Raw genomic sequence first — 17360 nt, forward strand, 5'->3', positions numbered from 1 at the left:
AATGCAACGCTCTTATATTCCCGGCATCCTTGCCATGGCCGCCATTGTTGTGGCCTCGAACATTCTGGTTCAGTTCCTGATCCTCGACGGTCTGCTGACCTGGGGTGCTTTCACCTATCCGCTGGCCTTCCTAGTCACTGACATCATGAACCGCGTCTATGGCGTGGGTCCGGCCCGCAAGGTCGTGTTCGCCGGGTTTGTCACCGGTATCATCTGCTCGCTGATCGGTAGCCAGATCATGCTGCAGGGCGATGGTTTCACCTATGCCGCCGTACCGCTGCGGATCGCTGTTGCCTCGGGCACCGCCTTCCTGATCGCGCAGCTGACCGATGTCACCGTGTTCAACGCCATGCGTGGTGGCCGCTGGTGGCGAGCGCCGTTGGTTTCGACTCTGGTCGGATCGGCGCTGGACACTGCAATCTTCTTTACACTGGCCTTCTCGGCCTCGGTCACTTTCTTCGGTGCCAACGCTGACGCAGCAATCAACTGGGCATGGGAGCCTGTGCCGTTCATGCTGTCCGGCCCGATGGCTCCGCTGTGGGTCACGCTGGCCTTTGCGGACTGGCTGGTGAAGCTGTCACTGGCCCTGATTGCCCTGATCCCGTTCAAGGTGATCGTCGCCCGTCTGACCGCCGCACAGCCTGCGTAAAAAAGTGCTTTGAGAATGGCGCATCTTGTGTCAGGCTCAAAACTAACCGCAACAGATAGAAAAGGAGGTGATCCAGTGTCAAGAAAGAGATTGGAGAGAGGTGTTGGAACAACCGGGGGGGAAGCCTGCTAGGGCAGCCCTTGGCGGAGCGCTCGCTCCGGCTGGTCGATTGATCTAACCGACCCGACCTCCTTGTACTTTCGAAGGGCCGTCCCACCGGGGCGGCCCTTTCTGTTTCCTCCCGCGCCTTGTAAGGTCTGACCCATGTTGCGCATCACAGACGATATCATTCTGCAGGATTGGGAAATGACCGAGAGCTTTGTCCGCTCCTCCGGTCCCGGTGGGCAGAACGTCAACAAGGTCTCGACCGCAGTCGAGCTTCGGTTTGAGGCTTCACGCTCTCCATCCCTGCCGGAGCCGGTGAAGAACCGCCTGAAACGTCTGGCCGGGCGGCGCTGGACCAAGGATGGCGCAATCATCATTCAATGCGAAGAAACCCGGTCGCAGGCCCGCAACCGCGAACTTGCCCGGGCCCGACTGGCCGAATTGATCGCCCGAGCGCTGGTCAAACCCAAACGACGGGTCGCGACGAAGCCGACCTATGGGTCGGTCAAACGGCGGCTGGCGGCGAAAAAAGCCCGTGGCGACGTCAAGGCGCTGCGCGGCAAAGTCTCGGAAGAATGATCTGGTATCTTTGGGATGCGTTGCTACTCTGCCCCTGACTGGCAGGAGGGGTAACGACGTGAGGCTGAACGGCAAAACCGCAATCGTCACCGGCGGTGCATCCGGATTCGGGGCGGGAATTGTACAGAAATTCCTGATCGAAGGCGCGCGCGTGATGATCGCTGACATCAACGGCGACGCGGCGCAGGACCTGGCGGCGCAACTGGGCTCCGCCGCCATGGCGCAACAGGTGGATGTCAGCGACGGCGCGTCGGTTCAGGCCATGGCCGACGCGGTCGAGGCCGCCTTTGGACAGCTCGATATTCTGGTCAACAACGCGGGCGTCACTCATCTGCCCACCCCGCTGGAAGACGTGAGCGAAGAGGATTTTGACCGCGTATTCAACGTGAACATGAAGTCAGTATACCTGACTGCCCGCGCCTTTGTCCCGGCGATGAAGGCGCGAGGTGCCGGGGCGATCCTCAACGTTGCCTCAACCGCAGGGCTGTCGCCGCGCCCCAATCTGAACTGGTACAATGCCTCCAAGGGTTGGATGATCACCGCGACGAAAACAATGGCGGTCGAACTGGCCCCCTCTGGCGTGCGGGTCAATGCCATCTGCCCGGTCGCGGGGGAAACGCCGCTGCTGAAATCCTTCATGGGCGAAGATACGCCCGAGATTCGCGCCAAGTTCCTCTCAACCATCCCGCTTGGTCGCTTTTCAACCCCACAGGACATGGCCAACGCGGCCCTGTTTCTCTGCTCGGACGAGGCCAGCATGATCACCGGCACAGCGCTCGAGGTCGACGGTGGCCGCTGTATCTGATCCGCTCTTCATCTGGCCAAAAATACCTCCGCCGGAGGCAGCGCGCGCTAGCGCGCTTTCGGCCCAACACAAAAGGCGAAAATGACCCCCGGAGCCCGAAACCTTATCACCGATGTCCCCGGCCTTAAGGTCGGCAATGCGCAGGAGACAGCGCTGAAGTCCGGCACAACGGTTCTGACAGCCGACGCGCCGTTCACTGCCTCGGTCCACGTGATGGGCGGGGCTCCCGGCACGCGCGAAACCGACCTGCTGGCCCCCGACAAATCCGTCACCCATGTCGACGCCATCACTTTGTCCGGTGGATCGGCCTTTGGTCTGGATGCCTGCTCGGGCGTCTCGGACGCGCTACGGGCACAAGACCGGGGATTTCCTGTCGGCGATATCAAGGTCCCAATCGTTCCCGGCGCAATCCTGTTCGACCTGTTGAACGGTGGTGACAAGGCATGGGACGAGAACCCTTACCACGCTTTGGGACGCAAGGCATTTGAGACCGCCAGCAAGGATTTCACCCTGGGCACAACTGGGGCAGGGACCGGAGCCTTGGCGGCGATGCACAAAGGCGGGCTGGGTTCGGCCTCATTCGTTTTGGACAGCGGAGTGACCGTTGGCGCTTTGGTGGCAGCGAACCCGCTGGGTAGTGTGACAACGCGGGGTGATCGCCACTTCTGGGCCGCCCCGTTCGAGATTGGCGATGAATTCGGCGGTTTAGGGCCTGATCCCAGCGCCGGACTGGGCCAATCGCAAATCAGCCGTAAGTCGCAGGCCATGCGTGCCGACCCGCAGAAGGCCAACACGACGATAGCAATCGTTGCCACCGACGCGGCCCTCTCCAAACCTCAATGTCAGAGACTTGCGGTCGCCGCCCATGATGGGATCGCGCGCGCAATCGTTCCCGCGCATACGCCGGGCGATGGCGATCTGGTGTTTGGTGTCAGCACCGGGGCAAAACCTATGACCTCCGAGGCCGAGCTTGGGCAGATCGGTCACGCGGCCTCTCTCTGCCTGGCGCGGGCGATCGCACGGGCGGTTTATCTTGCGAAACCCGTCTACGACGATTTGCTACCTTGCTGGTCGACGCTGAACGCAACAGATTAGAAACGCCCACACAGGCGCATAAAGGCGCGTATGCGCGGCAATCTGCCCGTTGACTCTGGGCCGCTCAAAAGCACCATCTGCGCAAGCCACCAAGTATCGGAGCCAAAATATGAATCGCATCCTAGCTACAGCAATCATCGGCCTGCTGGCCCTGCCAGCCTATGCGGAAGGCGACGCCGAAGCAGGCAAGAAAGCCTTTAACAAGTGCAAATCCTGCCACATGATCGCGGACCCCGAGGGCGAAGTGATCGTCAAGGGCGGCAAGACCGGGCCGAACCTCTATGGCATCGCAGGTCGGACTGCGGGCACCTATGAGGGGTTCAAATACGGCGACAGCATCGTTGCTGCCGGTGAAAACGGGCTGGTCTGGGACGAAGAGACCTTCGTCGCCTATTCGCAGGACCCCAAAGCGTTCTTGAAGGATTACTTGGGCGAGACCGCGGCCAAATCCAAGATGTCTTTCCGTCTGAAAAACGGCGGCGAGGATGTCTATGCCTACATCGTGAGCGTCTCTGGCGAATAAATTCGGACGAAAATCCTGTTGGACATGACGAAAGGCCGCACACCTGCGGCCTTTCGTGCGATTGATAACCTGACCAATCATTGCCACCTTCGTTCCATGCGGTGCCCGTGCTCAGCCCTATGACACCGACCCGCCACGCCGATCTGGCCATTGCATAACCCCAAATTCCCGCCGTTCCGGCGGATCGGCATCAGGAGATGACAGATGGGATTGATGATTCCGGCCTGGGTTGATGGCCAATTGACCCCCGTCGACAAGCTGGAGGCGCATGAAAAGGGCCTCAAGCACAAGGCCGTGTCTGTCTTTGTCGTGCGGGGCACCGAAATTCTGCTGCAGCGTCGCGCCATGGGCAAATATCATACGCCGGGTCTTTGGGCGAATACCTGCTGCACGCATCCCGACTGGAACGAAAGCGCCTCGGCCTGTGCTGTGCGCCGCCTGCGAGAGGAATTGGGGATCACCGGCCTCTATCCGGAATACCGCCATCGGCTGGAATATCACGCTGATGTCGGCAACAGCATGGTGGAACATGAGGTCGTTGATGTCTTCCTCGCCCATGTCCGCGGACCTTTGAAAATCGAGCCTAACCCGGACGAAGTGATGGATATCCGTTGGATCGACTATCACGATCTGCTGGCTGAAGTACGCCGCCATCCCACCCGTTTCACGCCGTGGCTCAAGATCTACCTCGCCAACCATGCCGACACGATTTTTGGCCCAGATCTGATCATCTCGGCCAAGAGGTAGTCCCTGCGCCTTGCAAGGACCGCCCAAGCCGCCTACATCATCGCGTCATGGCCAAGCAGAAGACAGACCCGAATTACAAAGTCATCGCCGAGAATCGGCGCGCCCGCTTCGATTACGCAATCGAAGAGGATATCGAGTGCGGCATCATGCTGGAGGGCTCTGAGGTCAAATCCCTACGGGCGGGTGGGTCGAACATCGCCGAAAGCTATGCCTCAGTCGATGACGGAGAGCTATGGCTGATCAACAGCTACATTGCCCCCTATGAGCAAGCCAAGGTTTTCAAGCATGAAGAACGCCGCCGCCGCAAGCTGTTGGTGTCGCGCAAAGAACTGTCGAACCTTTGGAATGCAACCCAGCGCAAGGGCATGACGCTCGTGCCGCTGGTGCTGTATTTCAACCACAAGGGCCGGGCGAAGCTGAAGATCGGGATCGCCAAGGGTAAAAAGCTGCATGATAAGCGCGAAACCCAGGCCAAGAGGGATTGGTCGCGGCAGAAGCAGCGGTTGATGAAAGATCACAGCTAACTCGAACCGCAATTGAGGGCTGCGCCGAGCTGAAGCCCGGCTTACCCGGCGACTGCAGATCGCGTGATCAGAATGCCATGGCTGCCTGAACGGCGCGTTGCCAACGGGCATAGGCGGCGTCGCGGTCCTCTTGCGGCATGTCAGGCTCGAATCGCTGGTCCAACTGCCATGTCTCGGCGAAACCGTCCTGATCGGGATAGATTCCGGCCTTCATGCCCGCCAGCCATGCCGCCCCCAAGGCGGTTGTTTCCTGCATCACGGGCCGATCCACTGGCGCGCCCAGAATGTTCGAGAGGCCCTGCATGGCCCAGTCAGAAGCGCTCATCCCGCCATCGACGCGCAGGATCACCTCTGCCTCGGCCCCCCAGTCACCCTGCATGGCGTGCCACAGGTCTCGGGTCTGGAACGCGATGCTTTCCAGTGTGGCACGGGTGATTTCGGCCCGGCCCGAGTTGCGGGTCAGTCCGAACATCGCGCCACGGCAATCCGGTTTCCAATAGGGCGCGCCCAGACCGGTGAAGGCGGGCACCAGCACCACATGCTGGTTCGGATCGGCCTGCTTGGCCAGATCGCCGCTCTGCGGGGCCGAGTCGATGATTTGCAGCGCGTCGCGCAGCCACTGAACGGCGGCCCCGGCGATAAAGATCGAGCCTTCCAACGCATAAGTCCGCTGCCCATCCAGCTGATACCCGACCGTGGTGAGCAGACGATTCTTCGAGGCAACCGGCTGCGTGCCGGTGTTCAACAGAGCGAAACAGCCAGTGCCATAGGTCGATTTCATCATGCCGGGCTGGAAACAAGCCTGTCCGATAGTGGCGGCCTGCTGGTCCCCGGCCACGCCCAGAATAGGGATATTGCCGCCAAGCAGCGTTGTCGCACCGAAATCAGCAGCGCAATCCAGCACCTCTGGCAGCATCGCCATCGGGACGTCCAGCAGATCGCAGATCTCAGCGCTCCATGCGCCTTTGTGGATGTCGAACAACAGGGTCCGGGCGGCGTTGGTGGCATCGGTGACGTGGTTGCGCCCTTCGGTCAACCGCCAGATCAGGAAACTGTCGATGGTGCCGAATAGCAGCTCTCCGGCTTCGGCCTTTTCGCGGGCGCCCGGAACGGTATCCAACAGCCATTTGACCTTGGTGCCCGAGAAATAAGGGTCTAACAGCAGCCCGGTTTGCAGAGTCACATCATCCTCGCACCCGGCCTGTTTGTAGCGGGCGCAGATATCGGCGGTGCGGCGGTCCTGCCAGACAATGGCATTGTGGATCGCCTTGCCGGTGGTCTTGTCCCAGACCACGGTGGTTTCACGCTGGTTGGTGATGCCGATCCCGGCGATTTGCGCAGGCGTTGTGCCCGTGGCCTCCATCACCTCCTGACAAACGCTCAGAACGCTGTTCCAGATATCCTCGACATCATGTTCAACCCAGCCTTCCTGCGGGAAATGCTGGGGAAATTCCTGCTGGGCCGTGCCCACGCGCTGCATCTGAGCGTCAAACAAAATTGCGCGCGATGATGTCGTGCCCTGATCAATAGCCAGAATATATGTCATGCCCGCGTTCCTCCCCCGGTGGTGTTTTGCGGGACTTTAGCGCAAACACTCGCGCAGGGGCCAGAGCAGAAATCAGGCCGCAGCAACCGGTATATTGTCGATCAGCCGCACGCCATCCGCCCAGGCGGTGACGAACAGGCGGGCCGGGCGGTCGGCGCGGGGAAGGGCCTGCAGCGTCTCAGAGCAGCGTAGGTCGATATATTCGACCTCGGTGAAGCCAGCCTCAATCAGAGAATCCCGTGCAGCTTGCGCAAGCGGCGCGAAATCCGCGCCCTTTGACAGCGCCTTTGCCATTTCGCGCATGATCTGGTTCTTCTGGGCCGCGATCTGCAGCCCTTCGGCTGAGAGGCGCAGATTGCGCGAGGACATCGCCAAGCCTGATGGTTCACGCACGGTGGGGCAGCCGGCGACCTCGATCGGGATATCCAAATCGCGGGCCATGCTCCGCACGACCAACAGCTGTTGATAGTCTTTTTCGCCGAAATAGGCTCGATCCGCCTGCGTTTGCAGGAACAGTTTGGCGACGACAGTGGCGACGCCTTCGAAGTGACCGGGGCGGAAGGGCCCCTCCATCACATCGGTCAGGCCCGCGACCGTTACAGTTGTCGAGAACCCCTCGGGATAGATCTGATCCGGGTCCGGCACATAGATCGCGTCAACACCATAGGGGGAGAGCTTTTCGGCATCCTCATGCTCGGTGCGCGGGTAGTTGGCCAGATCCTCGGGGTTGTTGAACTGTTTGGGATTCACAAAGATCGTGACAATCACGCGGTCGCATCCGGCCTTGGCCGCCTCGACCAGTGACAAATGCCCCTGATGCAGCGCGCCCATTGTGGGGACGACGCCGATTATCTCTCCGTCACGGTGCCATTGCGTGGTCAAAGCCCGCAGGTCCGCCAATCGGCGTAGAATTGGCGCGGTCATGTGCTGGCGCCTTTGGGGGCCTGATCCGCAAACACATGCTCATCCGCCGGGAAGGTGCGGGCGCGTACTTCGGCGGCGTATTCGGCAATGGCGGCTTCGGCCAAGGGGCCAAGCTCGGCATAGCGTTTGACGAATTTCGGTTTGAACGCAGTGAAAAAGCCAACCATGTCGTCGACCACAAGAATCTGTCCATCACAGCCGGCCGAGGCCCCGATGCCGATGGTCGGAATTGCCACCTCAGCCGTGATCCGGTCGGCCAGACCTTGCGGAACCTTCTCTAACACGACCGAAAACGCACCTGCCTGTGCCACGGCGGCGGCATCAGCCAGCACCGCGTCGGCCTGTTCGTCGCGGCCTTGCACCTTATAGCCGCCCAGCGTGTTGATGGATTGCGGCGTCAGGCCGATATGGGCCATCACCGGGATGCCGCGCTTGACCATAAAGCGGATGGTTTCGGCCATCTCGACCCCGCCTTCCAGTTTCACCGCACCCGCCCCGGTTTCCGCCATCAGGCGAGCGGCATTGCGGAAAGCCTGCGCGGGGCTTTCCTCGTAGCTGCCAAACGGCATGTCGATCACCATCATCGCGCCTTCCAGCCCACGCGCGACGGCCTGACCGTGCAGGATCATCATCTCCATCGTCACGCCAAGGGTCGATTCCAACCCGTGCAGCACCATTCCGACGCTGTCGCCAACAAGGACAAAGTCGCAATGCGCGTCCATCAGTCGGGCCATCGGTGTGGTATAGGCCGTCAGACTGACCAAAGGATCGCCGCCTTTACGCGCGCGGATATCCTCGGCGTTCGGGGCTTTTTTGCGGGCTGTGGCGCTCATGCTCGGCTCCGGCACGGTTCATGTTGCAGCGCGGCATAACAGATCGGACCGGGCCCGCGAAACCCCGGTTGCGCGAACATTTCCTTGAATGACCCTAGGTTTAAGGGAACACTGGCCTCCGAAAGGCCCGAAAACACGCGGCTACGTTGACATCAACGGGGAGAGATTTTCATGACAAAGCAGATGTTTCGAACCTTCGGATCGGTCTTGGCGCTAAGCGCCAGTGTGCTGGCGACGCAGGCATTGGCGAAATCCGACATCACCATCGCCATGCAACTGGAGCCACCGCATCTGGACCCGACCAGTGCCGCCGCGCAGGCCATTGATTCGGTTGTTTACACCAATATTTTCGAAGGTCTGACCCGTTTCATGGGGGATGGCTCGGTCGTGCCGGGGCTGGCTGAAAGCTGGGAAATCTCAGACGACGGCACTGTCTACACCTTCAAGCTGCGTGATAGCGTGACCTTCCATGATGGCACCAAGATGGATGCCGATGACGTCAAGTTCAGCCTGGATCGAGCTATGGTCGAGGACAGTGCGAATGCGCAAAAGGCGCTGTTCGCCGGCATCGAAAGCGTCGAAGCAGTGGACCCGACGACCGTCAAGGTGACCCTGTCCGAGCCAAACGGGAACTTCCTGTTCAACTTGGCCTGGGGCGACGCCGTGATCGTGGCCTCAGACAGCATCGACGACATCAAGACCAACCCGGTCGGAACCGGGGCTTTCACATTTGGCGAATGGGTGCAGGGCGACAGCATTACGCTGAACCGCAATCCCGATTATTGGGGCGATCAGCCTGCGTTAGAGACGGCTACGTTCAAGTTCATCTCGGATCCGACGGCCGCTTTTGCCGCCATGATGGCCGAGGATGTGGATGTGTTCGACAATTTCCCCGCGCCCGAGAACCTGCCTCAGTTCGAGGCCGATCCACGCTTTCAGGTGCTTGTCGGCTCCACCGAGGGGGAGACGATCCTGTCCACGAACAACAAGCAGGCGCCCTTTGACGATATCCTCGTTCGGCAGGCGCTGGCCCACGCGATCGACCGTCAGGCCATCATTGACGGAGCCATGTTCGGCTATGGCACCCCTATCGGCACCCATTTCGCACCGCATCACCCGGCCTATGTCGATCTGACCGGGAAATCCGCCTATGATCCGGAAAAAGCCAAATCCCTGCTGGCCGAGGCCGGTCTGGCAGACGGGTTCGAAACCACCCTGCATCTGCCGCCCCCGTCCTATGCGCGCCGAGGTGGAGAGATCATCGCGGCTCAATTGGCCGAGGTCGGGATCACGGCCGAGATCATCAATGTCGAATGGGCGCAGTGGTTGGAATCGGTCTTCAAAGGCAAGGATTTCGGTCTGACTATCGTCAGCCATACCGAGCCGATGGATATCGGCATCTACGCCCGGCCCGATTACTATTTCCAGTATGAAAGCTCGGATTTTCAGGCGCTGATGGATTTGCTGAACACCACAACCGACCCGGATGAGCGCACCCGCCTGATGGGTGAGGCACAGCGGCTGATCTCCAGCGACTACGTCAACGGCTACCTGTTCCAATTGGCCAAGCTCGGTGTGGCGAAAGGAGGCGTTCAGGGGCTTTGGCAGAATGCGCCAACAGCCGCCATTGATCTGACCGCGATAAGCTGGGCCGAGTGAATTAAACCCGGGGCCAGTTTCTGCGGCCCCGGAATATTGCCGTTTCCGAGTAGACGCCGTGATGACAATGTTCCGTATCGTTTGCCTTTTTGCATTAACTGTTTTTCTAACCACCGCTCCGGTTGAAAACGCTGGGGCTCAGAATGCATTGGGGGGTCGACTTGACGCCCTGGCCGGAACACCTGAGAACCCTCTGGAGGTCGGGGTCGGCATCAAGATCGACCAGATCACAAGTGTCGACCAAAAGGCTGAAAACTACGGCGCAGTTGTGGTTCTGCGGGTTGAGTGGATCGATCCCGCGCTGGCCTTCGACCGTGACGTTGCGAGACGTGACATTCGGGTGTTCAATCCATCGGCGCTGGCTGATCATGCCGCGCAGATCGGTGCAGTTCTACCAGCCTTTGTCATACACAACCAACAATCCAACAAATGGATCCACGAATCTGCGGCCTCTTTGCGCTATGATGGGCGGGTTGTCTATGTCGAGAAGTCTTCGCTGACCCTCCAGGCACCGCATTTCAACTTCCGAAAATACCCGTTCGACACGCAGGAGTTCCATTTCGACGTCGTCTCGATTTTTCCGTCCGAATACGTGTCCTATTATCCGCTGGATGAGTTCTCGGGCCTCGGCAATCTGCTTGGTGAGGAGGAGTGGATTTTGGACAATGACCGGCTTGAGGTTTCGCGAGTCATCGGATTGTCAGGCCGAGAAAGCGATCAGGTGGCGCTGATTTTCGAAGGCAAGCGGCACCTGACTTACTACGTTATCCGGGTGTTCCTGCCGATGCTGGTGCTGGTCACGGTCGGCTGGGCGTTGTTTTTCCTCGACGAGTATCGCAGGCGGATCGAGATCGCAGGCGGGAACCTGTTGGTTTTTGTGGCCTTCAACTGGGCGATTTCGGCGGATTTGCCGAAACTCGGCTATCTGACTTTTCTGGATTTTGTGCTTCAATGCATGTTCCTGATGACCGGCGCGCTGATCGTATTCAACGTCGCCTTGCGCAAGCTGAAGGTCGCAGGGCGGGAGTCGGCGGCCAGAAAGCTGGACAACTACGCGATCAAGTGGATCTACCCGCTGGGCTATGCGGCAATTGTCGGCTACGCGGTATTTGCCTACCTGCTTGTGCCTTAGGTGCTGGACCCGTCCCGATTGTGACCCTAACGTGGCGCTGATGCTTCGCTATGCCCTCAAACGTATGATTTCGCTGGTGATCAGCCTGGCGGTTGCCTCGGTGGTGATCTTCGCTGTGATCGAGATCGCGCCAGGCGATCCGGCCTCATTCATGCTGGGCGTCAATGCGCAGCCCGATACGCTGGCCGCGCTGCGGGCCGAGTTGGGGTTGGATATGTCCAAACTCGATCGGTACTTTAACTGGGTCGGAGGGATGCTGACCGGCGATTTTGGCACTTCTTACACCTATCGCACGCCGGTCTTGCAGATGATCGCGGATCGGCTATGGGTATCCTTGCCGCTGGCGCTTTGTGCGCTGACCCTGTCTACCCTGATTGCCTTTCCAACGGGCATCTACGCTGCCGCCCGTCGTGGCAAGCCGGGGGATTTGACAGTCATGGGGGCCACGCAATTGGGTATTGCCGTGCCGAACTTCTGGTTCGCGATGATGCTGGTCCTGATCTTCGCCATCAACCTGCGCTGGTTCAACGCCGGAGGGTTCGCCGGTTGGGACAAAGGGTTCTGGACCGGGCTGCATTCCCTGACCCTCCCCGCCATCGCCTTGGCGCTGCCGCAAGCGGCCATTCTGGCGCGTGTGATGCGGTCGTCGCTGCTCGACATACTTGGTGAGGATTTCATGCGCACAGCCCGTGCCAAGGGGCTTTCCCGCCGTCAGGCACTGTGGAGACACGGAGTGCGCAATGCACTGATCCCGGTGCTAACGATCATCGGGCTGCAATTTTCCTTCCTGCTGGCCGGGTCGATCATCATCGAACAGGTTTTCTACCTGCCCGGCCTCGGGCGGTTGGTGTTTCAGGCGATCTCGGCCCGTGATCTGATCGTGGTGGAATCCGTGGTGATGCTTCTGGTCTTCGCCGTCATCACCGTGAACTTTCTGGTCGATCTGGCTTATGCCGCCGTGGACCCACGGCTGAGGAGCCGGACATGAGCCGCAACCTGATCCTTGGGGCGTCGCTGTCGTCATTGGTTCTGCTGGCAGCATTGGTGTCTTTTGTCTGGACGCCCTATGACCACGCTGCTCTGGACATTCCCGCGAAACTGCAACCGCCCAACGCGCAGCATTGGTTCGGCACCGATCACTTCGGGCGCGACATGTTCTCGATGATCATGGTCGGCGCGCGCACGTCCATCGCCGTTGCGTTGGTGGCGGTGGGGATCGGTGTGGCGTTGGGCGTGCCCCTGGGCCTGACGGCGGCTGCGCGCAAGGGGTCTTGGCTGGATGAAGTAATCATGCGCGGCAACGATCTGGTATTCGCCTTCCCCTCTCTGGTCATCGCCATCCTAATCACCGCCGTTTTTGGAGCCGGAGCGATCAACGCGATCATCGCTATTGGCATCTTCAACATCCCCGTCTTTGCGCGCATCACGCGAGGGGCCGCGTTGTCGCTTTGGGAACGGGAGTTCATCTTAGCTGCCCGCGTTTCCGGTAAAGGCGCGGCTCGGATTTCTGCAGAACATATCCTGCCCAATGTCGCCAACCTGCTGATCGTGCAGGGAACCATCCAGTTTTCGCTGGGAATTCTAGCCGAGGCGGGGCTGAGTTACGTCGGTCTCGGCGCGCAACCACCCACGCCAAGCTGGGGTCGGATGCTGGCCGATGCGCAGACAATGGTCAGTATTGCCCCGCATTTGGCTCTAATTCCGGGTCTGGCAATCATTGTGACGGTGCTGGGTCTGAACTTGCTGGGTGACGGTCTGCGCGACTGGCTGGACCCTCGCATTCGGGTGGCGCGGGCATGAACCTGTTGCGGATCGAAAACCTGTCTCTGGCCATTCATGAAGCTGAGATTCTGAAGCAAGTCAGTCTGTCAATTGCGCCCGGTCAGATCGTGGCGGTCACGGGAGAGAGCGGCTCGGGCAAGTCCATGACTGCGCTGGCCATCATGCAACTGATGCCAGACGGCGCGAGCACCGACGGGTCGATACATCTGGACGGGCAAGAGATTCTAAACCTGCCTGAGACTGAAATGTGCGCCCTTCGCGGCGCGTCGATCGGAATGGTGTTTCAGGAACCGATGGCCGCTCTGAACCCGGTCAAAACCATCGGTGATCAGGTGATGGAGACCATCCTGATCCACAAAGCGATGCCCCGCGCGCAAGCTGAGGCCCGCGCGCAAGAGGTTCTCAGCCGTGTTGGCCTGCCTCCTAACCGTTTCCCTCTGTCCCGCTACCCGCATGAGCTCTCGGGTGGCCAGCGTCAGCGTGTGGTCATCGCGATGGCGATTGCACTCAGGCCCAGGTTGCTGATCGCGGATGAGCCCACGACAGCCCTGGACGTAACCACTCAGGCCCAAATACTGGACCTACTGAAGGGGCTTGTACGCGAATATGACATGGGGCTTCTGATGATCACTCATGATCTGGCCGTGGTGGCCGATATGGCGGATCAGATCGTGGTCATGCGCCGGGGCGAAGTTGTCGAAAGCGGCGCAACCGACCATCTGCTTCAAAACATGCAGCACCCCTATACGCGGATGCTCTTTGACGCCTCAAACCATCAAGTTGCTCTGCCCGAAACTCAGGAGCAAAAGCCCTTGCTTGAGGTCACCAACGTGGTCCGTGACTATCGCCTGCCGCGCACGGGACTATTCACAAAGCCCGCCCATATGCGGGCGGTGGACACAGTCAGCTTTACCCTCAACCGCGGGGAGCGTCTGGGTTTGGTCGGAGAGTCAGGTTGTGGAAAATCGACCCTAACACGGGCTATTTTGGGGCTGGAGGAGGTCCAATCGGGCGATATCCGGCTGGACGGCGCGCCCGTTTTCTCGGGCCACAAGTCAAATCTCGACGTGCGCCGCAAGATGCAGGTCGTGTTTCAGGACCCTTATGGCAGCTTCAACCCGCGCCACCGCGTCGCGCGGTTGATCACAGAGCCGTTTCACCTGCTGGAAGCCCCTCCGACTGGGTCCGAGCGTCAGGACAGGATCGCCGAAATGCTGCGCGCTGTCGGCCTCAGCCCGGATGATGCCGAGAAATACATCCACGAATTCTCGGGTGGGCAGCGGCAGCGTATCGCCATTGCCCGCGCGTTGATCATCCGCCCAGAACTGATCCTGTTTGACGAGGCAGTCTCGGCCCTCGATGTGTCGGTCAGGGCGCAGATCCTCGATCTTCTGGCGGAACTGTGCGCGGCCTATGATCTGACCTACCTGTTCATCAGCCACGATCTGAGCGTCGTGCGCACGGTAACGGATCGGGTGATGGTGATGCAGGCCGGGAAAATCGTTGAACAGGGCGAGACCGAGGATGTCTTTGCCAATCCCCGCCATCCCTATACCCGCAAGCTGATCTCTGCCGCGCCGCAGCTGCCTGAAATTGGGCGCAAAATAGCATGATTTTCGCTTTTTTAGAGCCTAAATACAGGAGTTCCCAATGACCAACCCTATTTGGTTCGACCCCAGCCAATGCCTGATCGGCGGGGAATGGAAAACGACGGCTGCGGGGGAATACTTGCCGCTTGTGAACCCTTCGGACGGGTCGGAACTCTGCCAGATTGCACGTGGTCAACAGGCCGATATCGACGCGGGCGTTGCTGCCGCGCGATCTGCGTTGAACGGGGACTGGGGCGGGATCCCCGCGTTCGAAAGGGGGCGCATCCTGAGCAGACTGGGGCAATTGGTTCTGGACCGGGTCGACGACCTCGCCCGGCTTGAGGCCATGGATGTCGGCAAACCGCTGACCCAGGCCCGCGCCGATGCCATCGCTTTGGCGCGGTATTGCGAATTCTATGGAGGTGCAGCGGATAAGGTGATGGGTGAAACCATTCCCTATCTCGACGGATACACCGTCTACACCCTGCGCGAGCCGCATGGCGTCACGGGGCATATCGTGCCGTGGAATTACCCGATGCAGATCATTGGACGCTCGGTCGGGGCGGCGCTGGCCATGGGCAATGCATGCGTTTTGAAACCCGCCGAAGAGGCCTGCTTGACCGCCCTCGCCTTCGCCCATCTGGCGGTTGAGGCCGGTTTGCCCGCCGGAGCGCTGAATGTCGTTCCCGGTCTGGGGGCTGAGGCTGGCGCGGCGCTGTCCGGGCACGCGGGCGTTGACCATATCTCGTTCACCGGGTCGGTCGCGACGGGGGCCTTGGTGCAGCAGGCGGCCGGGAAAAATGTGGTTCCAGTGACGCTGGAGCTGGGCGGGAAGTCTCCGCAACTGGTTTTCGATGACGCCGATTTAGAAGCTGCCCTACCGTTTCTGGTCAATGCGGGCATTCAGAACGCGGGACAAACCTGCTCGGCCTCGTCGCGCATTCTGGTGCAGCGCGGTTTGTATGAACAGGTCAAGGAGCGGATGGCCGAGGCCTACGCGCAACTGACCGTTGGGCCCGCGTTGGATGATCTGCGCGTAGGGCCGCTGATATCGGATCGGCAGAAGGCAATTGTTTCAGGGTTCTTGTCCAAAGGCGCAGATTTGGCGATTGCCGGGCAGGGGCAGATCGTTCCTGAGGCACCAGAAGCGGGGGCCTATGTACGCCCTACGCTGTTTGCCGACGTTCCCGCCGATCACGCTCTGGCCCGGGAGGAGATCTTTGGCCCAGTGCAGGTCTTGATCCCGTTTGAGACCGAAGAACAGGCTCTAACCATAGCTAACAGCACAGACTACGGTTTGGTCGCCAGCATCTGGACACGCGACGGGGCGCGGCAGATGCGATTGGCCAAGCGCCTGCGTTCGGGGCAGGTGTTCATCAACAATTACGGCGCAGGCGGAGGCGTAGAGCTACCGTTCGGAGGGGTCGGGAAATCCGGCCACGGTCGCGAAAAAGGGTTCGAGGCGCTCTATGGTTTTTCGCAACTCAAGACGGTGGCCGCCTTGCACGGCTAGACGATCACCTCGATAGGTTTCTGCGCACCAACGCCGAACACGCGCTTGTAGCGCTCGATTTCGTCAGCAGGTCCCATGGCCTTTTCCGGGTTGTCCGACAGTTTGACCGTCGGGCGCCCATTGGCAGACACCGCCTTGCACACCAGCGAGAACGGCGCCAGCGCGTCATCTGGAACAAGGCCGCGGAAGTCGTTGGTCAGCAGGGTGCCCCAGCCAAAGGAGATATTGCTGCGCCCTGCGAACTGACTGTGCAGCTCTTTGATCTTGTCGACGTCCAAACCGTCCGAGAATATGATCCGTTTCTGCTTTGGGTCCTCGCCACGTGACGTCCACCAGTCGATCGCAACCTCGGCACCAGCTGCGGGATCGCCGCTGTCGATGCGGATGCCCGTCCACCCAGCCAGCCAGTCGGGGGCGTGATCGAGAAACCCTTTGGTGCCATAGGTGTCGGGCAGGATGATGCGCAGATTGCCCTCATGTTCGTCATGCCAGTCGCTGAGAACGTCGTAAGGGGCTTGCGCCAGCGCCTCATCCGTATCTGCGAGGGCAGAATAGACCATGGGCAGCTCATGCGCGTTGGTGCCGATAGCTTCAACCTCACGCCGCATGGCGATCATGCAGTTTGAGGTACCGGTGAACGACTCGCCCAGCCCCTCGATCATGGCCTGAACGCACCAATCTTGCCACAGGAAGGAATGCCGCCGCCGCGTGCCGAAATCCGCGATCCCAAGCCCGTCGATAGAACCCAGCTGTTCGATCTTTTCCCACACACGCGTCATCGCACGGGCATAGAGCACCTGAAGCTCGAACCGGCGCATGTGGTTCAGAACGGCGCGGGATCGCAGTTCCATCAGCACGGCCAAAGCAGGGATTTCCCACAGCATGACCTCATGCCATTTGCCCTCGAAGGTCAGTTCGTATTGGTCGCCTTTACGCTCCAGATGGTAGGGCGGCAGGCGCATATTCTCGAACCATTCCATGAAATCCGAGCGGAACATTTGCCGTTTGCCGTAGAACATATTGCCCCGCAGCCACGTGCTTTCGCCGCGGCTGAGGCTGAGCGAACGGATATGATCCAGCTGTTCCCGCAGCTCACCTTCGTCAATCAAACGGGCCAGCGGCACGTGATTCGAGCGGTTGATCAGGGAAAACGCGACATCTGTTTGGGGCTTGTTGCGAAACACTGACTGGCACATCAGCAGTTTGTAGAAATCCGTGTCGATCAAAGACCGCACAATCGGGTCGATCTTCCATTTGTGATTGTAGACACGGGTCGCGATGTCGACCATGGGGAACTCCTGCAATTTCCGTTGTTAGATCAATCAGCACGGCGAATGGCAAGAGTCGCTGATTCG

17 protein-coding genes are annotated in these 17360 nt (G+C 60.0%); 13 read left to right on the forward strand and 4 right to left on the reverse strand.

Annotated features, from left to right (window positions below; translation table 11 throughout):
- Position 1 precedes the first annotated feature (1 nt).
- The 7 genes from ACXAH8_RS16920 to smpB all read left to right on the forward strand — a co-directional run bounded on the left by ACXAH8_RS16920 (position 2) and on the right by smpB (position 5027).
- A complete protein-coding gene (locus tag ACXAH8_RS16920; protein WP_170379493.1) occupies positions 2-649 on the forward strand; it encodes a queuosine precursor transporter in 648 nt (215 codons plus the stop codon).
- 264 nt (positions 650-913) lie between these two features.
- A complete protein-coding gene (gene arfB, locus ACXAH8_RS16925) occupies positions 914-1333 on the forward strand; it encodes an alternative ribosome rescue aminoacyl-tRNA hydrolase ArfB (protein WP_475219946.1) in 420 nt (139 codons plus the stop codon).
- A 58-nt stretch (positions 1334-1391) separates the two neighbouring features.
- Complete coding sequence (locus ACXAH8_RS16930; RefSeq protein WP_475219947.1) at positions 1392-2138, forward strand: SDR family oxidoreductase; 747 nt, start codon at positions 1392-1394, stop codon at positions 2136-2138.
- Between the two features lie 81 nt (positions 2139-2219).
- A complete protein-coding gene (locus ACXAH8_RS16935; protein WP_475219948.1) occupies positions 2220-3233 on the forward strand; it encodes a P1 family peptidase in 1014 nt (337 codons plus the stop codon).
- Positions 3234-3342: 109 nt separating this feature from the next.
- Positions 3343-3756, forward strand: a complete 414-nt coding sequence (locus tag ACXAH8_RS16940) for a cytochrome c family protein (protein ID WP_170379484.1) — start codon at positions 3343-3345, stop codon at positions 3754-3756.
- 204 nt (positions 3757-3960) lie between these two features.
- Positions 3961-4503, forward strand: coding sequence for an isopentenyl-diphosphate Delta-isomerase (idi, locus tag ACXAH8_RS16945; protein ID WP_170459547.1), 543 nt, complete (start codon positions 3961-3963; stop codon positions 4501-4503).
- Positions 4504-4550: 47 nt separating this feature from the next.
- Complete coding sequence (gene smpB / locus ACXAH8_RS16950; RefSeq protein WP_170379480.1) at positions 4551-5027, forward strand: SsrA-binding protein SmpB; 477 nt, start codon at positions 4551-4553, stop codon at positions 5025-5027.
- Positions 5028-5094: 67 nt separating this feature from the next.
- On the opposite strand, the gene glpK is transcribed toward smpB, so the two are convergent.
- The 3 genes from glpK to panB all read right to left on the reverse strand — a co-directional run bounded on the left by glpK (position 5095) and on the right by panB (position 8330).
- Positions 5095-6573, reverse strand: coding sequence for a glycerol kinase GlpK (glpK, locus tag ACXAH8_RS16955; RefSeq protein ID WP_475219949.1), 1479 nt, complete (start codon positions 6571-6573; stop codon positions 5095-5097).
- A gap of 72 nt (positions 6574-6645) precedes the next feature.
- Positions 6646-7497: a pantoate--beta-alanine ligase gene (panC, locus tag ACXAH8_RS16960; protein WP_475219950.1), complete on the reverse strand. Its 852-nt coding sequence runs from the start codon at positions 7495-7497 to the stop codon at positions 6646-6648.
- Positions 7494-8330, reverse strand: coding sequence for a 3-methyl-2-oxobutanoate hydroxymethyltransferase (panB, locus tag ACXAH8_RS16965; protein WP_475219951.1), 837 nt, complete (start codon positions 8328-8330; stop codon positions 7494-7496). Before panB ends, panC begins: the two co-directional genes overlap by 4 nt.
- Positions 8331-8501: 171 nt before the next feature.
- Here panB and ACXAH8_RS16970 point away from each other — a divergent pair, with 171 nt between their 5' ends.
- The 6 genes from ACXAH8_RS16970 (at position 8502) to ACXAH8_RS16995 (ending at position 16005) form a co-directional block, all read left to right on the forward strand.
- Complete coding sequence (locus tag ACXAH8_RS16970) at positions 8502-9989, forward strand: ABC transporter substrate-binding protein (RefSeq protein WP_475219952.1); 1488 nt, start codon at positions 8502-8504, stop codon at positions 9987-9989.
- 67 nt (positions 9990-10056) lie between these two features.
- On the forward strand, positions 10057-11121 hold the full coding sequence (locus ACXAH8_RS16975) for a ligand-gated ion channel (protein ID WP_475219953.1): 1065 nt from the start codon (positions 10057-10059) through the stop codon (positions 11119-11121).
- Between the two features lie 40 nt (positions 11122-11161).
- Positions 11162-12109 (forward strand): ABC transporter permease, encoded by a 948-nt coding sequence (locus ACXAH8_RS16980; protein WP_475219954.1) that lies wholly within the window; start codon positions 11162-11164, stop codon positions 12107-12109.
- Complete coding sequence (locus tag ACXAH8_RS16985; RefSeq protein WP_475219955.1) at positions 12106-12921, forward strand: ABC transporter permease; 816 nt, start codon at positions 12106-12108, stop codon at positions 12919-12921. Before ACXAH8_RS16980 ends, ACXAH8_RS16985 begins: the two co-directional genes overlap by 4 nt.
- Positions 12918-14516, forward strand: a complete 1599-nt coding sequence (locus tag ACXAH8_RS16990) for an ABC transporter ATP-binding protein (protein WP_475219956.1) — start codon at positions 12918-12920, stop codon at positions 14514-14516. The genes ACXAH8_RS16985 and ACXAH8_RS16990 overlap by 4 nt, the downstream gene beginning before the upstream one ends.
- Before the next feature lie 37 nt (positions 14517-14553).
- Positions 14554-16005 (forward strand): aldehyde dehydrogenase family protein, encoded by a 1452-nt coding sequence (locus ACXAH8_RS16995; protein WP_475219957.1) that lies wholly within the window; start codon positions 14554-14556, stop codon positions 16003-16005.
- Here ACXAH8_RS16995 and pncB read toward each other — a convergent pair.
- A complete protein-coding gene (pncB, locus tag ACXAH8_RS17000; RefSeq protein ID WP_475219958.1) occupies positions 16002-17294 on the reverse strand; it encodes a nicotinate phosphoribosyltransferase in 1293 nt (430 codons plus the stop codon). The two genes, ACXAH8_RS16995 and pncB, sit on opposite strands and share 4 nt — an antisense overlap.
- Positions 17295-17360 lie beyond the last annotated feature (66 nt).

The organism is Ruegeria sp. ABV3_008 (assembly GCF_056161185.1).

What these genes read in the sequence shown, in the direction of transcription:
- ACXAH8_RS16985 (WP_475219955.1), top strand. Translation starts at nt 12,106, where the DNA reads ATGAGCCGCAACCTGATCCTTGGGGCGTCGCTGTCGTCATTGGTTCTG.
- panC (WP_475219950.1), bottom strand. Translation starts at nt 7,497, where the DNA reads ATGACCGCGCCAATTCTACGCCGATTGGCGGACCTGCGGGCTTTGACC.
- ACXAH8_RS16990 (WP_475219956.1), top strand. Translation starts at nt 12,918, where the DNA reads ATGAACCTGTTGCGGATCGAAAACCTGTCTCTGGCCATTCATGAAGCT.
- pncB (WP_475219958.1), bottom strand. Translation starts at nt 17,294, where the DNA reads ATGGTCGACATCGCGACCCGTGTCTACAATCACAAATGGAAGATCGAC.
- panB (WP_475219951.1), bottom strand. Translation starts at nt 8,330, where the DNA reads ATGAGCGCCACAGCCCGCAAAAAAGCCCCGAACGCCGAGGATATCCGC.
- arfB (WP_475219946.1), top strand. Translation starts at nt 914, where the DNA reads ATGTTGCGCATCACAGACGATATCATTCTGCAGGATTGGGAAATGACC.
- ACXAH8_RS16920 (WP_170379493.1), top strand. Translation starts at nt 2, where the DNA reads ATGCAACGCTCTTATATTCCCGGCATCCTTGCCATGGCCGCCATTGTT.
- glpK (WP_475219949.1), bottom strand. Translation starts at nt 6,573, where the DNA reads ATGACATATATTCTGGCTATTGATCAGGGCACGACATCATCGCGCGCA.
- ACXAH8_RS16980 (WP_475219954.1), top strand. Translation starts at nt 11,162, where the DNA reads ATGCTTCGCTATGCCCTCAAACGTATGATTTCGCTGGTGATCAGCCTG.
- ACXAH8_RS16935 (WP_475219948.1), top strand. Translation starts at nt 2,220, where the DNA reads ATGACCCCCGGAGCCCGAAACCTTATCACCGATGTCCCCGGCCTTAAG.
- ACXAH8_RS16995 (WP_475219957.1), top strand. Translation starts at nt 14,554, where the DNA reads ATGACCAACCCTATTTGGTTCGACCCCAGCCAATGCCTGATCGGCGGG.
- ACXAH8_RS16940 (WP_170379484.1), top strand. Translation starts at nt 3,343, where the DNA reads ATGAATCGCATCCTAGCTACAGCAATCATCGGCCTGCTGGCCCTGCCA.
- idi (WP_170459547.1), top strand. Translation starts at nt 3,961, where the DNA reads ATGGGATTGATGATTCCGGCCTGGGTTGATGGCCAATTGACCCCCGTC.
- smpB (WP_170379480.1), top strand. Translation starts at nt 4,551, where the DNA reads ATGGCCAAGCAGAAGACAGACCCGAATTACAAAGTCATCGCCGAGAAT.
- ACXAH8_RS16970 (WP_475219952.1), top strand. Translation starts at nt 8,502, where the DNA reads ATGACAAAGCAGATGTTTCGAACCTTCGGATCGGTCTTGGCGCTAAGC.
- ACXAH8_RS16975 (WP_475219953.1), top strand. Translation starts at nt 10,057, where the DNA reads ATGTTCCGTATCGTTTGCCTTTTTGCATTAACTGTTTTTCTAACCACC.